This is a genomic window from Bacteroidales bacterium (assembly GCA_012519055.1).
Lineage (GTDB): Bacteria > Bacteroidota > Bacteroidia > Bacteroidales > Salinivirgaceae > JAAYQU01.
In genome coordinates, this window is sequence record JAAYQU010000047.1 from 54,970 (window position 1) to 73,344 (window position 18,375).

11 protein-coding genes are annotated in these 18,375 nt (G+C 33.7%); 9 read left to right on the forward strand and 2 right to left on the reverse strand.

What is annotated here, in order from left to right; genetic code table 11:
* Positions 1-20 precede the first annotated feature (20 nt).
* Complete coding sequence (gene prmA, locus GX311_10205) at positions 21-848, reverse strand: 50S ribosomal protein L11 methyltransferase (GenBank protein ID NLK16757.1); 828 nt, start codon at positions 846-848, stop codon at positions 21-23.
* 375 nt (positions 849-1,223) lie between these two features.
* On the opposite strand from prmA, the gene GX311_10210 reads away from it, so the two are divergent.
* Together GX311_10210 and GX311_10215 are read left to right on the forward strand one after the other, a co-directional pair.
* Entirely contained in the window at positions 1,224-1,586 is a 363-nt protein-coding gene (locus GX311_10210; GenBank protein NLK16758.1) for a hypothetical protein, read from the forward strand.
* Positions 1,587-2,116: 530 nt separating this feature from the next.
* On the forward strand, positions 2,117-4,789 hold the full coding sequence (locus tag GX311_10215) for a calcium-translocating P-type ATPase, PMCA-type (GenBank protein NLK16759.1): 2,673 nt from the start codon (positions 2,117-2,119) through the stop codon (positions 4,787-4,789).
* A gap of 141 nt (positions 4,790-4,930) precedes the next feature.
* Here GX311_10215 and GX311_10220 read toward each other — a convergent pair whose 3' ends face one another.
* Positions 4,931-5,599 carry a PorT family protein gene (locus GX311_10220; GenBank protein NLK16760.1) on the reverse strand — a complete coding sequence of 223 codons (669 nt, stop codon included), beginning with the start codon at positions 5,597-5,599 and terminating at the stop codon, positions 4,931-4,933.
* Positions 5,600-5,854: 255 nt separating this feature from the next.
* Between GX311_10220 and GX311_10225 the strand changes: the two genes are divergently transcribed.
* The 7 genes from GX311_10225 to GX311_10255 all read left to right on the forward strand — a co-directional run bounded on the left by GX311_10225 (position 5,855) and on the right by GX311_10255 (position 18,072).
* On the forward strand, positions 5,855-8,236 hold the full coding sequence (locus tag GX311_10225) for a TonB-dependent receptor (GenBank protein NLK16761.1): 2,382 nt from the start codon (positions 5,855-5,857) through the stop codon (positions 8,234-8,236).
* 266 nt (positions 8,237-8,502) lie between these two features.
* On the forward strand, positions 8,503-9,981 hold the full coding sequence (locus tag GX311_10230; protein NLK16762.1) for a hypothetical protein: 1,479 nt from the start codon (positions 8,503-8,505) through the stop codon (positions 9,979-9,981).
* A 74-nt stretch (positions 9,982-10,055) separates the two neighbouring features.
* Complete coding sequence (locus tag GX311_10235) at positions 10,056-10,751, forward strand: ABC transporter ATP-binding protein (protein NLK16763.1); 696 nt, start codon at positions 10,056-10,058, stop codon at positions 10,749-10,751.
* Between the two features lie 214 nt (positions 10,752-10,965).
* Positions 10,966-15,927, forward strand: a complete 4,962-nt coding sequence (locus GX311_10240) for a DUF4332 domain-containing protein (GenBank protein ID NLK16764.1) — start codon at positions 10,966-10,968, stop codon at positions 15,925-15,927.
* Positions 15,914-16,876 carry a hypothetical protein gene (locus GX311_10245; protein NLK16765.1) on the forward strand — a complete coding sequence of 321 codons (963 nt, stop codon included), beginning with the start codon at positions 15,914-15,916 and terminating at the stop codon, positions 16,874-16,876. Before GX311_10240 ends, GX311_10245 begins: the two co-directional genes overlap by 14 nt.
* Before the next feature lie 76 nt (positions 16,877-16,952).
* Positions 16,953-17,777, forward strand: a complete 825-nt coding sequence (locus tag GX311_10250) for a hypothetical protein (protein ID NLK16766.1) — start codon at positions 16,953-16,955, stop codon at positions 17,775-17,777.
* Between the two features lie 40 nt (positions 17,778-17,817).
* Positions 17,818-18,072, forward strand: coding sequence for a hypothetical protein (locus GX311_10255; protein ID NLK16767.1), 255 nt, complete (start codon positions 17,818-17,820; stop codon positions 18,070-18,072).
* The last annotated feature ends 303 nt before the right edge of the window (positions 18,073-18,375 follow it).

Sequence of the window (18,375 nt, forward strand, 5' to 3'; positions counted from 1 at the left end):
ATTTACTTATTAAAAATTTGTTATTTATTAAAAACTAAACACGACCATTGTTGACACTCTAATCTAAAGCTCTCTTTCAAAGCGTGTTTGTCTGCTTCGATACAAATAAATTCATTATCAGATTGGAAAAAACCACTCATTAACAAAAATCCGTTATTATTCAAGTGGTTGGCATATATAGACATATCTTTTAGCAAAACATTCCTGTTGATATTAGCAAGAATAATATCAAAATTTCCTTCTATAGCAGAACTGTCGCTTGTCTTGCAAATTATCTGATTAACTTGATTTATTTCAATGTTCTCTTTACAGTTTTCGGTTGCATTTGGGTCAATATCAATAGCAACAACATTTTTAGCTCCCAACTTTTTAGCTAATATACTTAAAACCCCCGTACCAGAGCCTATATCAAGCACCAAACGTTCTTTGAATTCTATTTTACGCATTGCCTGAATCATAAGTCTTGTGGTTTGGTGATGTCCTGTCCCGAACGACATTTTGGGCATTATAACTAATTCATGCTCAAACCCTTGTGTTTTATTGTGGAAAGGTGCCCTGATATGGCAAAAATCGTCAATAGATATTGGCTCGTAATCAGCTTCCCATTGCTGATTCCAATTTTGATGTTCTATTAATTTATTAATTATAACTGTTCTATCTATTTTAAGTGCTCCAAGCACGTTAAAAACAGTAGCTTCATCGAATTCTGTCTCAGGAATATAGGATTTTACATAACCCTCTTCGGTAATAAAACTTTCATAGCCACATTCTGCTAATTCAGCGATAACTATTTCGTGATCAAGCCCTTTAAGATTACTAAGCGATATCGAAGTTTCTATATAGTTCACTTTTTTGATTTTATATTTATCATTAAACAATATTAAAGCTTTTATCAAGCTTACCAACTAGCAATTGAACTAATTTTTATGTATAAACTTTATTCTGTAAAAATAACCCTTTTATCGATAAGAATAATAGGGCTAGTAATAATTTTATTGCACCACCTAGTGATTAAACCTAAAAAAATGTTAAAAAGAGCTTTTTAGGCTAAAATTATAAAAATAACATTCATATTTGGATATGCAAATTAACTGACAAATAATTGATGTTAAAGTGTTGAAAAACAAATAATTACAACTAATTTAAATGGAGACCAGAAACCATTTCTTAGAAACGGGGCGAAACCGAAAAGCCAGATGAGTAGGAAAATTAAAACAAATTATATGAGAAAACTTCTTTTATTATTAATCGGGACTGCATTCCTTTTTTCAGGTTGTGCTGTCCATTCAGGATTGACGTTTAATACGAACAATCATGTAACTCAAGTTGTGTTATCAAAAAATAATTACGTGGTTATTGATAGTGTAAGAGGAGAGTCTGAAGCAATATATGTTTTTGGAATTGGTGGATTTTTAAAAGAGGCATTGATAGCAGAAGCAAAAGCTGATATGTTGTCAAAAGCCGACATTATTGGAGGGTCAAGGGCAATAATTAACGAAACTGTTGAAATCAAACACTCACTTTTCCCAGTAATAAGACTTTATAAGGTGACTGTTTCAGGGCATGTAATTGAATTTACAGAATAAAAAATCAGCCTAAAACTTTATAAACTATTATTGCAGGATTTTTTAGCGAATTTAACGTTGTGTTAATTTTACACAATGCTGCTAAAGAATCCTGCATTTAATCATTTTTACAATCCGTTAGCGCAAATATTATGCAATAAACAAACAACTTCAAAAAAAAATCTTATAAATTCAATCATAAATTATATTTTCAGATAAAACGTAATTGTATATACATTTTATTAATTTTATTGTAATTTTGCTGATAACCATTGGCATATTTTTTGACAAAATCCTCAACATTGTATCAACTTGAAAGTTGTTGATAACAGTTGATAACAATAGAAAAAACAACTTTGGTTGAAATCAATATTATTTTACAAAACAATGAATATACAGTTCAAAGAGATGTATTCTATAAGACGGCTCTACAAACTGATGTGGCTTCCAGGTGTTGATCCAGGAATGGCTCAATAAACAATCAGTTCTCCTTAAAATCTGATTTCCAAAGCCACAATTAATTCAACATTAACACGAGTAAAATATAGTAGATGAAACCATTTTTCAACCAAAGTGCGGAAGAAACGTTAGCACAATTTAACGTAACTACCGACAGTGGGCTATCTTTGTCCGAAGCCCAAAGAATCCTCAAAGAAAAAGGACCAAATCAATTAGTTTCAAAAAAACAAAAGTCTCTTACTATCATATTCTTAAGTCAATTTAAGAGTAGTATGGTTCTTATTCTGATTATTGCCGCTATAGTTTCTGCGTTTATCGGGATAAAAGAGGGAGAAGGAATTACCGAAGCCGTTATAATTTTAGCTATCCTATTTGTAAACGCCATAATTGGCACGTGGCAAGAGAAAAAGGCGCAGTCGTCTCTTGAGGCATTGAATCGAATGAGTTCCCCACACTCAAAGGTGTTACGTGATGGCTCAGTTTACGAAGTTGTTTCTACAGAAATAGTTCCCGGCGATATTGTTGTACTTGACACAGGCGACATTATCCCCGCTGATATGCGACTGATAGAGGCATTTAACCTAAAAATACAAGAATCAGCCCTTACCGGTGAGTCGGTTCCTGTGGAGAAAAATACAGAAACGATAACATCGAGCAAAATTCCATTAGGCGATCACCATAATATGGCATTTTCAACTAGCATTGTTACTTATGGACGTGGAAAAGGCGTAGTCGTAGGAACCGGAATGGATACCGAAGTAGGGAAAATCGCTCACATGTTGCAAAGCACGCAACAGACAGAAACTCCAATGAGCAAACGTTTAGAGCAACTAGGTAAAGCTCTAGGATATGTGGCACTTGCAATCTGTTTGCTAATTTTCGGAGTGGGAATACTCTACGGAAATAATTGGCTTGAAATGTTTATGATAGCTGTAAGCTTAGCAGTAGCTGCTATTCCTGAGGGATTGCAAATTGTTTCTACTATTGTATTGGCATTTGGTGTACAACGGCTGGTAAAACTAAACGCCATTGTGCGTACATTGCCTTCAGTAGAGACCTTGGGCAGTACTACAGTTATATGTTCAGACAAAACGGGAACACTCACTCAAAACAAAATGACAGTAGTTGAAGGTTGGACAAACGGGAATATACTCGATTTTAGAAATACAAATTTCCCCAAAGAATTGAGGAACAATGAAAAAGCACTTATCAACTCTATACTTTTATGTACAGACGCACATTTAAAAATTGATGCAGATGGTGAACATCAAACAACTGGAGACCCTACAGAAACAGCTATTATAGATATTGCTCTTGATTTACAAATCAATAAAAATGATTTGGAACGTAAATATCCCCGCGTGGCAGAAATTCCTTTCGATTCCGACAGAAAGCGTATGGCTACCATAAATATGATTGGAAACGGAAAATTGCAAGTGAATGTAAAAGGCGGACTAGATGAAGTACTAAACGTTACTACTCATATACTTAAGCATGGAAATGTGCAACCTATAACCAATGAAGATATTTCCATTGTAAGAAAGGAAAATGAACGTATGGCGAAATCTGCTTTGCGGGTTTTATCTGTGGCTTACAAAGAAGTAGAGAACGTGCCAGCCGAATTAAGCGCTGAAACAGTAGAAAACTCCCTTATTTTTGTAGGATTAATTGGAATGATTGACCCTGCCCGCCCCGAAGTAATAGAGGCAATAAATAAATGCGAAACCGCAGGCATTAAACCTGTTATGATTACAGGTGACCATAAAGTTACAGCTGTAGCAATTGCCCAAGAAATAGGGATTTACAAAGAAGGTGATAAGTCGATTACCGGAGTGATGTTGCAAGAGATGTCAGATGAGGAGCTTCGCCGTGATGTTGAAAAGTGTTCTGTTTATGCTCGCGTAGCACCCGAACATAAAGTGCGTATTGTACGAGCATGGCAGTCGCACGGTAACATAGTGGCAATGACAGGAGACGGAGTAAACGACGCACCCGCCTTAAAACAAGCTGACATTGGCGTGGCAATGGGGGTAGTAGGCACCGAAGTTGCTAAAGATGCTGCAGACGTGGTGTTAACAGACGACAACTTCGCCACTATTGTTGATGCTGTTGAGGAAGGTAGGCGCATTTATGACAATATCCTCAAAGCTATTCAGTTTTTACTTTCGGCAAATGTAGGCGAAGTGTTGCTTATTTTTGTAGCCTCTATTTTCAATATCGGAAATCCGTTAACACCTATTATGATTTTATGGGTAAACCTTGTTACTGATAGTTTACCAGCGTTAGCTCTTAGTATGGATCCAGCAGAAAAGGATATTATGACACGTCGTCCGCGAAACCCAAAACAGGGATTTTTTACCAAAGGTATGACCTGGCGTATTTTCTATCAAGGTATAACCATTGGATTAATTTCACTTTTCGCATACTTTGTGGGCTACCACGATGGCGGACAACAACTCGGACAAACAATGGCATTCAGTGTATTGGCGTTCTCTCAACTTATTCACGTACGCAATTTGCACTCAAACAAACTTTCATCTTTCCGTACAAGCATATTCAGCAATTCTATGCTGTTGTTTGCTATTTTGGCATCGACAGCGTTAATGTTAGCTGTATTGTTTATTCCCCCGTTCCGTACTGCTTTTAGCTTAGCTGTAATGGATACAACTCACTGGCTATATGTTATTGTACTTTCATTTGTTCCTATTTTAATTGTAGAAATTACTAAGTTGCTAAAAATAAATTACTTTAAAAACGAATATTAATTTTTTTGAAAAATTTATCTCTCCCCCCCTATCACTCTTGTTTCTGCGGCACAAACATAGAAAAAAAGAATAAAAAAGAACGAACTGCCATTTATAGAAGTTCGTTCTTTTTATGAAAATATATCTAATTACAAAATTTTTCTAGAATGCAAAACCAAGAGTTACATAAAGCTGGTTGTTTTTGAGTATAAAGTTATTGTTCGTATTCGAATTTGTATTACGGTTTAACAATCCCCAATCGTAACCAACGCGAAACATAGTATTGTTGTATTTAATGCCAAGGCCAGGACCCACTGCAAGGTTAAAACGAGAGTAGTCTGTATCCTTGAATAGGTCTGTTTCTGTTTTTACTGGATCTCCTTGCTCTTCACCGTTTACAATAGCAATTACTTTGTTTTTTGTTTTGCCTGCTACGTCAAAAATAAAATTAGGACCTACATAACCAAACAATCTAAAATCGTTTGTTAAGTTAATTCCTAATTCAAGACGAATAGGAATATCAAGTGCGTGAAACGTCGTAGTGATATCTGTTTTTGATACTGGTAGGTTAATTTCATCATGCTTGAATAGGAATTGATAATTCAATCCGGCGTTGATTCCCAACATATCGCTAAATTCGTGTGAATAAGATATACCTAAGGTAAAACCGTTGTAATTAGTTGTTCCAATACTTGTGTTATTGTTAAGTTTCGTAGTTTGCATACGTGTGTCGTTTAGATAGCCCACGTTAAAACTCATTTGTGCCATTACATTAGCAGTCAATACTACTGCAGTTACCATAACTGCCATTTTTTTAAAATTTAATTTCATCGTATTTCTAATTTTTGGTTAATATAATATGTTCAATATTCACAATTTAGTAACAATAAGCCTCTTAAAATATAAAGATAATAATTTTTACACACTTTTATGAAAAAAGGTTAAAAATATTTGTATCAAATTTTCATTACAAAACTTTAACATAGTCTTAACTAAGTGTCAATGATTGCTTGAAAAACTATCAGCTATTTTTGAACGCTAATTTCTAACTTTTATATAGACATTAAACTGATTAAATATTAAAGCATGAAAATAACATTTACACTTTTGTTTACATTTTTTTTGACACTTGGTACAATTGCACAAGAACAACTCACACAAACTGTCAGAGGGAGTGTTTCTTCAACAGATCCCGATAGTGAAATTTTTAACGCATCAATCATAGTGGTAGGGAGTAGTCCACTAATTGGTACAGTTACAGATATCAATAATGAGTTCTCACTTAAAGTACCAACAGGAAGACAGGTGATTGAAGTTCGTTGTATGGGATTTGAAACCAAACAATTTGATGTGCTCGTTACCTCCGGGCGCGAAGTCATTATTGATGTTGTTTTGCACCCTTCTTCTGTTCAATTGAAAGGCGTTGAAATTGTCGCTCAATATGACAAAAGTAAACCTATCAACAATTTAAGTTATGCAGGAGCAAGAAGTTTTAGTGTTGAAGAAACCTATCGTTTTGCAAGCTCATTAGGCGACCCAGCACGTATGGTTCGCAGTTTTGCAGGTGTAACACCCGTTAACGATGCTAGAAACGATATCATAATTCGCGGAAACTCTTCTATTGGCGTACAGTGGATTATAGATGGCATCGAAATAGCCAACCCAAATCACTTTAATGCGGGTGTGGGTATGACAGGCGGACAAGTAACACTATTAAATACTAATCTCCTTTCAAACTCCGATTTTCATCTAAGTGCATGGCCTGCCCCATACGGAAATGCTTTATCCGGTATTTTCGACTTAAATATGAGAAACGGAAACAATCAAAAACGAGAATTTTGGTTGCAATTGGGTTATAATGGTGTAGAAGCTGGTGCGGAAGGGTATTTCTCCAAAAAAAGCAAATCCAGTTATTTGATATCGTACCGATATTCTATTCCTGATTTAATGAAAAAAATGGGCATGGAAATTCCCTTTGTACCAAAATATCAAGATTTAACCTTCAAAACAGATTTTAAACTAAATGATAAAAATTCGTTATCTGTTATAGGAATTTGGGGTGCAAGTAATATTGATTTTGACATTGATGAAGGCATGTTGGAGTTTTTAGATATGAGTGATTTTGAAGCAACCTTTTTCCAACAAATTGAAGTAAACTCTTTATCTTATATACTTGGAGGAACTCATAAAGTAAAATTTTCACCCAAAACTGAGCTGAAAAACACAGTCTCTTTTGTAAGAAGTGACACCCGAATGCTTGTAGATACTATGAACAGGTATGATGGATCGGGATGGCAAATAGTTTGGCACGAAAACGCAATTGAAAATAAATATTCGGCGTATTCCGAACTAACTCATCGATTTTCCTATCACTCACGGATTATTGGTGGATTAAAATATGACTTGTATGACTTTAATTATCTTGAGAAAGCAGACAAAACATATTTTCAAAATGGAATTGTAACAGATGAAAATGGGGAGTTTAATCTGTTACGTGCCTATGCACAATATGTACACAATTTGTCTTCAGGTTTTTCTATTACAGGAGGGGTTTTTGGCATGTATAAGACCCTTAACGACAGATATAGTATCGAACCTCGAGGAGGAGTTAAATATACGCCATCGCAAAATCATACCTTTGCCTTATCGGGTGGATTATATAGCCAAATGCAACCACGTACGTTCTATTTTATCAAAACACCAACTCCAAACGGAATTGAATATACAAACAAAAATCTCGACTTTTCCCGAAGTGCACAATTAGACATGTTTTACGACTGGGCTTTTGCATCTAACTGGCATACAAAAGTTGAAGTATACTATCAACACTTGTATAGTATTCCTGTAAAAAATGATCCCAATACTTGTTGGACTATGCTACAAGCAGGAGGTGCGGGAGACAACTATATACAAAGAGAGGATAGCTTAGTTAGCAAAGGAACCGGAAGAAACTATGGAGTAGAGTTTACGATAGAAAAGTTTCTTAGCAAAAATTTTTATATGCTGTTTAATACCACTTTATACAATTCGACATATACCAACGGCTTTAACGACACACGATGGCGAACAATTTTTGATGGAAGATTTCTGATGAACTTAGCAGCTGGATATGAATTTAATTTGAAAAACAACTGGACTTTTTTTACTGATTTAAGAGGCTCGTGGGCAGGCGGAACCCGCTATACGCCTATCTTAACACAAGAGTCACATTTAGCAGGTTACATCATATTTGATAACAGTCGGAATAACTCTTTAAAATTAAAAGATTATTTTAGAGTTGATTTACGTTTTGGATATCGTAAAAATCACAAACGCTTTACAGAAGAGTTAGCAATTGACTTACAAAACGCTACAAACAGAAGAAATGTTATGGGACTATCGTATGATGTGAAAAAACAGAAATATGTTGAAGCGCTTCTTCCGGGCATTATGCCAATGGTTACATATAAGGTCTATTTCTCTCTATAATAATTTAATAAACATTTAAAGTTAAAACCCGCTATTGTTCAAATATACTAACAGCTGATTAAAGGTAAGTTTGATTTTAAAACTTCGAGAAGATAATAATGAAAATATAAAAACAATAAAGCCAACTGTATTATAATTAACTAGTTGGCTTTGATTTATTGATTTTTGAATTTCACTATTTATATATCAAAATAATACTTTAATTTTAACATCATCGTAACAACTTATTATTTATTTTGTATTAAAGTCAAAAATTATTTAAGAAAATGTTTTTAAAACTATTAAGGCACAACTGGCTTAAAGGTGTTCGCTCGCCGGGATTCTATAAAAATTTAGCTATGAACATATTTATTGGGTTGGTAGCAATCTATTTTCTCTCGATCTTTGTAATCTTAGGTTTCTTACTTCCCCAAATATTGCAGGAAATAGCTCCCGAAACAAGCCCTGTTCACGCATTTAACGGAATACTCGTATTTGTGGTGCCTATAATATTATTCATTCGTTTTTGGTTTCAACCGCTAAGTTCCATTAACATACAAAGCTACCAGCTGTACCCTATTAAACGAAGCATACTTATAAACTATCTGTTAATTAAACCGCTACTCAATCCCGTAAATTATATTTCGCTCTGTTTCGCAATACCATTTGCTTTAAGTGGAGTTGCTCCCATACTTGGTAATGATACGGCATTTCGATTTGTTTTGATTACTATTTTCCTTATTTGGTTTAATACACTTTTTGCCTCTTTCTTGAAACGAAAGTATGGAGCAAACATCGTAGGGATACTCGCATTTATAGCTATTTTGCTTGGGTTAGGAGCATTAGAGATTTTTAAAATATTTTCTCTGTTTACCGTGTCTGCTCAAGTTTTCAATTTTCTTATTGAAAATACTCTCGGTTGGATATTGGTTCTGATTTTTAGTTCACTCGCTTATTTCGCGAACAGATGGTTTTTTAAACAAAACTATTATCCCGAAACCTTTGAAAAGAAAACTAAAAAAGAGAATATTGAAAAGCAGCACTTTAGTTTTATGGAACGATTTGGTAAAATAGGTAATCTACTTTCGCTTCAAATAAAACTTATTCTTCGCCACAAACGGGTAAGAAATGCACTATACATGGGGATCTTCTTCCTGTTTTACGGATTTATTTTTTACCCGTTTGATATGTATAGAAAACCGGGTTATCTTATGTTCGTCGCTATTTTCATTACTGCAATCGGTATGATAATGTTTGGGCAATGGATTATCAATTGGGATGGAGCACATTTCGATTTTTTGATGACAAGAAAGATTTCAACTCAAACATACATACGATCAAATTACTATCTTTTATTATCGCTGTCAGTTATTTCATTTATTCTAACGACTCCATATTTTTTCTTTGGTAAAGAGATTATAATCTATCACTGTGTCGCCATTTTGTACAACATAGGGGTAAATATTCATGTCTATCTTTTTGGAGCTACATACAATACAAAAAGATTGGAATTAGCACAAGGCTCGGTAATGAATATGCAAGGAGTGAGCATTAAAAACTTTATTGTGTTAATTCCTCTGTTAGTAGTTCCAATGCTAATTATCGGTATTTTTAGTCTCTTTTCGGCTACTAATATTGCGTTAATTATTCTGGCGTCTATAGGATTGTTAGGGATTATTTTTACAAAACAACTACTTAAAGTAACCGAAAAACAGTTTTTAGAACGAAAATACGCACTCTGCGATGGATTCCGAAAGAAAGAATAATCAACATATTCTGTAGAGACGGAGCATGCTCCGTATCTACTTTTAACTTTACAAACTTTTAACTTTCAACTTCTATGATACAAGCAACAAATTTAACAAAAGCGTATAACGGGGTAACCGTTCTAAATATTCCAGATATCTCTATCACTAACGGAGAAAGCTTCGGATTGGTGGGAAATAACGGTGCTGGAAAAACCACTTTTTTTAGATTAATCTTAGATTTAATCGCCGCCACAACTGGTGAAGTGTTAATTGAAGGAGAGAAAGTAGCTCGTAAAGACGAATGGAAGTCAAAAGTTGGCTCTTTTCTCGATGAGGGCTTCCTAATAGATTTCCTTACACCCGACGAATTTTTTAATTTCACAGGAAAAGTTTACGATAAATCGGAAGGCGATATTGCCACCTTTTTGGAATCAATGCAAGATTTTTTTAATGATGAAATTATTGGTAAAAGGAAATTAATTCGTGATTTATCTAAAGGAAATCAGAAAAAGGTAGGAATCGCAGCGGCTCTCCTATCCGACCCACAAATTTTAATCTTAGACGAACCGTTTACCGCTTTAGACCCGACTTCACAAATTAGGCTGAAACGAATGCTTAACGACCTGAGGACAACTAAAAACATGACCATGCTTATTTCGAGCCACGACCTAAATCACGTTACAGAAGTGTGCGATCGTATTGTTGTTTTGGAAAAAGGTATTGTAGTTCGCGATATTGAAACTAATAAAGATACCCTAAAAGAACTTGAAAGATATTTTGCAGTTTAAGATTTCAACATTCTGCAATAAATACAAATAGTGAAGCCAATTCACTTACAAGGTTTTTATCTTTTTTAATTAACTAAGTAATTAGATGTAATTATTGATTTTCCCCTAGCCTGACTCATAAAATACCTGCAGAAATAAGTAAAAGTTAAATAAAATTATATATATTTAGCAATCAAACTTATAAATAAGCACACCATATAATCAAAAAATCGCTATGAGTAATATTGAGCAAAGCAAACAAGATTTACAAAAGTCTTTATTTAAAAAACTAGAAAAAATAACAGATCTTACAGAATCGAATGTTACAAGTAAAATAAAAAGACTTGTAACCAATAAAGCCATTCCGAATCAAGATAGAGTTACCCTGAAGGAATTGGAAGTTGCAAAAGAGTATTTTAAGAAGTCACAATTAAATACAAATACAGAAGCAAGTGTAGATACTGATAAAACTTGGTCATCCAACGCTCCATTAGAAAAAATTACCGGATTAACATCGAAGGTTATTGACAGCATAATTAAAGACTTAGAAAAACAAGAAAAACCAAGTTCTTCACTTATACCAATAAAAGGTATAAGCAAGGTAATGCAGGCTAAATTGAGAAGTTTATTCATTTATGATGTTCCAACCTTATTAACTAAAGGGAGTACAGATAAAAAACGCTCTTCCTTAGCTACAAAACTACAGGTGGACATAAAGTTAGTAAACTCATGGGTAAAACAAGCAGACCTGTGGCGAGTAGAGGAAATGACGACAGATATGGCCTATTTGCTTGTTTTGGCAGGCGTTCGTAATGTGGAAGATTTATCGAAAGTGAGTGTTGAAAAAATTTATCCAATACTCGAAAGTTTAACTGCATCAACAACTGATTTTTCTTTACTGGATAAAGCTCAACTTTCCACTCTAATTAACAATGCCCGAAAACTCATAATTAATTATAGATCTTTTGATATTGATATTCTGAATCAAATTATCAGTGAAAAACTTGATAAGTTAGTGAAAAATGATTATCAAACGGTTAAAAAATCAACAACAGAAGGTTATTACCAAACAAAAAAACAACTATCTATTAAAGATGAAGATATTCTTAGAGCATTAAAAGGTCGAATACCCTCATTTTCCTCCCTTGAGTTTAATGACAAAGAACCTGAGCATCTGTTTGCTAATGATTTTATTGATAAGCCTATAGAAGAAAAAAAGAGTGGTGATATAATTGCTGAAGGATTGGGCTTCTTAGATGATGTTGAGTTTGCATTGCCATTACCAAGAACTATTAGTGGCAAAGTGGTTAAAAGAAAATATAATGAAAAAAAGGAACATGAAACACCCTTTGCTGGAGTTTTAGTAGAAATAGGAGGCATAGTAAGTCCATCAGAAGATAAAACTGAGGCTGACAAAAAACCATCATGTATAACGGACAGTAATGGAAAATTTATCGTAGTATTACCAGACAAATATAGCTTAAAAGAAACCATTACCGTAACTATATCACAAGGTTCAAACAAACAAGAATTTATTAAAAATGCTTCAGAAGTTATCAATGCTGTTCCCGAACAAAAAGATTTAGAACAATTTATTTTACTTGACTCTATTGGAGATGAAATAGATTTCATAGATGCAGAGATTCAAACTTTAAAATCAAACTGTGAAGCAACAACAGAGAATACGACTAAAAAGAAAATAACAAATGAAAAGTGTACTCCAGATAACGTAGTAGATTTACTTACAACTCAAAAAGACAATTTGCTAACGAGATACAATCAGATAAAAAACAAGTTATTAGAAAAATATTATACTATAGATGTAAATAAAGCTTTTGAAAAACTCTTATCTTCTTCAAACTTAGATGCTAAATTAGAAGGGACCAACTTTAAACCTAATGTAGATGAGGATTTTGTTGTAATTGAAGAGATATTTGAAGGGATGGACTGTTCCCTAAAAACAGCTTTACCAAGTGTAAAGTTAATGGGCAATGAAATGGATTTAGTGGACAAGTACAAAAAAGCTCTTGAAAGGGAAAAAAGAAAAATCTCAAATGGAGAAGAATTTAGTTATGAGGATTTCAACGATGAAGAGTCTGGAGTAATACGTCTTTCTACGGATACAGCCCCTTCTCGTGTTTTTAATTACAGTATGCTGCAACGTCTAGTAGAACCGGCTATAAGCCCGAGTGCCGGTGAAAATGGACGGCAAACACTAACCAAACCATTAGACGTAGAAAACTTCAAAAGCAAACTATACGAAGCCCCAGACGAATTACCTAAGATGTCTTCATTGGGCATAGGCTATGTCCTTAATATGCATCAAGCCTGGGTGCCCGACGGTTTTGCATTGGGTTCTTTACTCTACTCTCTAGTGTTAGCACCCGGTGAAGAACAGCGTTTAGTTATACGTGAAAACAAACAACGCTACTCCATTATGGACGAGGCACAAGGCACGGATGCTGTTAGTGAGGATTACGCACTTTCTCAAGAAGATGACACTACAGCTGCATTCAATTATGCTGTGAATCAACTATCACAAGCAAACTCTGAATACAGTTACAGAGCTAAGACTTCAAGTTTTGGTGCCAGTTTTGGTGCTGCCGGCACATATGCTGGAGCGTCAGCTACACTTGGATTATCGGGAGGGTTCTCAAAATCGAGTGGAAAAGGTTCTTCATCTGCCCGCCAATCCAACTCACACAATGAAGCTTCTTCAGCAGCACAGAAATTTCAACACAGTATAAAAAGTGCTTCCGATAAAATCTCACAAGCAAAACGATTAAGCATCAGCACTGCCACAAGTGAAGTATCTGATTCTGTGGCAACTAAAATCATAGCTAATCATAACCATTCACATGCGATGACTATTCAGTACTGGGAAGTTATGCGTCGCTATCGCATGGAAACTTGTATTGACAGTATCGATTTGGTATTGTTTGTACCATTAAAGACCATTCGCTTTTTACCTGAGAACCAAAAATATCATTTTAATAATTTAAATTTAAAAAACTTTGGAAAAACTGAATTTAATGCCAGATATGGTACACTTCTTAAATACGCAAACTCTCTGCAATATGCATTACCATACCAGTATCGTACCGGATTAAATTTGATTAAACAATACGCCTCTTATCCTATGTGGAAAATGGAAGAGATAGGTACTGATACAAAACAACTTACCTTAACTTTTAAAGCAAATTTACTTAACGATATTGATAAGTTGTCTATATACTTAGTTTTAAAAAATGGTAAAGGAACTATTGCAGGTAACTTTGATGATAGTAAACATACTACTATTATAAAGGAAAATGTATATAAAACTACAAAAGAGTTAAGACAAGCCATCATACATGAAAGAAATAAAAGAGGAGAAAAAGACCTTAGTTGTACATTTGATATTCCTTCAGATATTATTGATGATGATTTAGCATATATAAAGTTTGATTACTCTTGTAGGGAATTTAATTATACTCTATCCCAAGACGATCCGAACTTTACAAAAGCACAAAGTTTAGCCTATAATAATTTAATGGGGAAACAAGTTGACTTAGCCCAAGACAATAAAGGTAGTTGGGGAGATAGACAAAGTATTGAACATTATAAGTCTCAATTACCCGAAGCTTATCAAAATTTCCCTTATAATAAAACAGTAACATTTTCTCCTTCTTATATAATGAGACTTGGCTATCCAATCATTGATACAGTTAACCTTAAATTAAACGACAACTCTACGTTGGATGTTGCGTTGTCTAGTAGTCAATTAAACAATTATACCAGAATATATATTAAAAATAAAATACGCACCCTGCGTTATACCGAATTTCAAAAAATGGAAGAGTTATTACAACATGTAGCAGCAGAAACATTACACTATTCACAGATGGTTTGGGGTGCACTAAGCGAAGATGAGCGAGCCATGTTATTGGAACAGTACACCATTGATATGGACTACAATAAACTTTTGTCGAATATAGAATTAGAAAGTAAAATTAACGAAGATGAGCCATCTATTCCTTTGCTGAACTGTGTAAATGTTAAAAAACTTTTGGGTTTCTATGGTAACTGTATGTTATTGCCATTTACCTACCCACAAAGTTTGGCAAATAAGTTAGGTAAAACTGCAGCAGAAGTACAAGATTCACTCTATCGTTATCATTCCAGTAACTTCCGTTCCCCTTCCACTACCATCTCATTACCAACCGATGGTATGATAGGAGAAGCAGTATTAGGCGAAACCAATGTAAGCGAAAAGATAGATTTAACCCGATTCTGGAATTGGCAAGATTCTCCGATAGACAAAATGGAGATTGACAGTAGCTATCTTAATGCACACGATTACCTTGCAGGGAAATCTACAAAAGACATTTCCGCTCTAAATCTACAAGGAGCAACAGCTGCCGTACCTGTAACTAACGCAGATTTAATCTCAGCATTAGTGAGTAAGCAAGCACCAAAATTTGACAATATAACAGGATTAGACCAACTTAGAGATGTGTTAAATGCCGGGACAAACAGTGCTGCACAAGGATTGCAAACAGCAGTTACAACAAGTGCTGATATGGCAAAAAGTGCAGCAGATTTGGCTAAAGCACAGATAGCTGCCGACAAAGAGGTAGAAGTTGCCAAAATTAATAAAGGGATAAACACTGAATCCGGAAACAATACAGCCAATCCTACTGCTTCCGATAATTCTACTACGTCAACAGCAGAACAGACCGGAACTACAGGACAAAACGCTTCAACCGTACAACAACCTACTGTCCCAGTTGATAGTAGCATTAATAATCAAGGAGGCTCTGGCTCAACAACTCATACACAACAACCAAGTACTGGTGGTACTTCTACACCATCAGATGAACAGGTAAATGGATTTCCTAACACTGATAAGACTGAAAACAATGAACCAGAAAATGTAGAAGATATTGTTGACAATAATAATGGAAAAGAACCAGATCCTGAAAATGTCCAAAGACTTACTAATATTATAACCAGTGCTATTGAAGCTGCAAAAGAAGGAATGACGCCAGAACAGTTTTACAAAAAGTACACTAATGAAGAATTGTCTATGGATGAAATTAAAGCTAAAGCAATAACATATTGTGAAAATAATAATATTGATTTTGGTGAGGTATCGAAATATTTACTAGCAATAAGCGATTTTATAAACAAAGGAGGTAACGATGGCAAACATTGATATTTATAGTTGCATAATCGAATTTTTAGGAGAAAATAATATTTCTGATGAGATTAAAGAGTGTATAAATAACTCAAATGAAGATGAAAGTCAAATTGAAATCTGCTTAGGTACAGATTGGAGCAATGCTATGGTAGCATGTTTTGCTGAAACAAACAAATTTAAAAAATTACTGGTTTATGTTGTAAGAGAATTAATAAATAATCAAAATTATAAATTTGATATAGGGGAAAAATTTCTTACAACTAATCCATATCTAGATATGAAAAAATTTGAAAAAAAAACGCGCTTAGAAAAAGATGATAATTTAGATTTATACTCATATCAAAAAAACAAAATGAATAACAATGGACTTTTGGGTAAAAAGGATAGATGCAACATTTTTTTTGGGGATGTTTTTTTTAGATCGCTAGTTATATTTCAAGAGGAGAATATGAATATAGAATCAGGAAGATCTGATATTGAATATAATTCTCACAAAATACTATCGAATAAAAATTTAATATATCATAGTACCAACCGTTATCAAAATGTCCTACCTGTTATAGAAAGTTTTAAAAATAAACTAAACACAAAACCTATTACAAACATAAATAATGTCAGAAGTGGTTGTATAGTTTATTTTAAAAAGCCTAATGGGAAAGGAGGATATGAATGGCATCACTTGGAAATTTTGATTAACGATGTAAGAGTTATAACAATTCGTGATAAAAAAATATTTGAAATAAATGCAGCAGGAGCACATGCGGATGGAGCTTATTATAATACTTATTATTTTGTGGAATCAAATAAAGATGGTAAAGAAAAAAGTTTTTTTATTGAATCTGACGAAAAAGGGAACATATATATTGAACGAGAGCTTGAGGATGGCACTATGGAACCATGGGAAAGAATACTTGAATTCTTTGATATAGAAGATAGTACAATCTTAAACATGTTAAAAAAATAAATCGACCTATTAGCCTTAAAAGATTATCACATTACATATGTTTGAAAAATAGAATATCTTATTTGTAAAAACTATAATGACAAAAGAGAATATATTAAAATATATAAAAGATATTGAAGAGAAATATCAAATGTGTATTGACTTCACAGACGTACAGTGGCAAAAGGAATTAGTTTCAGATTTTTTTACAGATAATGCTAATGAATGGGTTCAAGCCATTATAACTATTTTCAACTATGATTTAGAAAAACACGACGAGAATAAGATTTGCTATATCATAAAAAATGTAAAAGCAATTCATCAAGATACAAGTAATATTTGTTGGGCTGTAACAGCTACCATACTTTTGAATTGGAATATAAAAATTACTACTAAAAATATATCCTCAAATGAGATAAACAACTTTATTTTAGTCACTGAGGTACTTGAACGCATTGACAATAAAGAAGCGGGAGAATATTATCAATTATATTTTAATAACAGTACACTATCTGGAAAAGAAGCTGCTGATTTTTTTCAAAAAGCGGGTTTTGTAACGGAAGTAAACATAGACTTGACCCCAAAAAAAATATATGAAATGTTAAAATTAAAAGGACCTTTAATCGTTGTTACTAACGAAGAAACTAAAAGAAACACCAATTTAAGCATTTATGAACAACCTTACCATTTAAAAATAATTTATGGAATATGTATGGATGTATCAAACAATATGAATGCAAAACTAAAAATTATTGATCCTTATATAGGTCCATATAATGATGATTCCGGAATGTATGATGGTCCAGAAATAGAGATTGATTCAATTAATGAAAAGACTAGAAAAGAAGAAAGCTTTACTGATTTTATAAGAAAATATGAGGATAAAAAGATATGTATTTATCTGCAGCAAGATAAAAATTAATATTGATAATATGATTGACTTTTTAATAAATTAAAAACCTATGTCAAACCTACAAGAAATAGCAGCAAAATTGCTGGAGAACGAAGCTTCGGATGAAGTTTTAGAGATTAAAAAACAAATATTGAGAAGAATTGCCACTGAAAGTGACATAAAACCTTCTCGTATTCCTGCACCGTTGAACATTACGCAAATCGGTGGATATTTCAATCTGCTTATGCAGTTGGAGCAAGAGGAAATGCTACGGCATACCCTCACATCCATTCTTGGTTTGCCAATGCAAACGCCGAAGGAGTAAAACTTGTATATGTGGATGGTAGTTTGTTTTAATTTAAATTGTTTTTCTTAGCGGATAAGTGGTTTTTATTTTAATGGATTATTTGAAGCATAGTGAGGTCTTTAGAAAAATAACGATGGGACGAAAAAGTAAAACTTTAACAATTTTCAGTTTTTTAATGGGGAAACTCTTTAGGATGCACTGTAAAATTTATCCTTAACAGAACGGCAAATAGTTTTGAAGTGCGAAAGATGCTATGTGAGTTATATTTTATTGGACAGGTTCTTATTTTTTATTTCAATACCAGAGTGTCAATCAAACAAG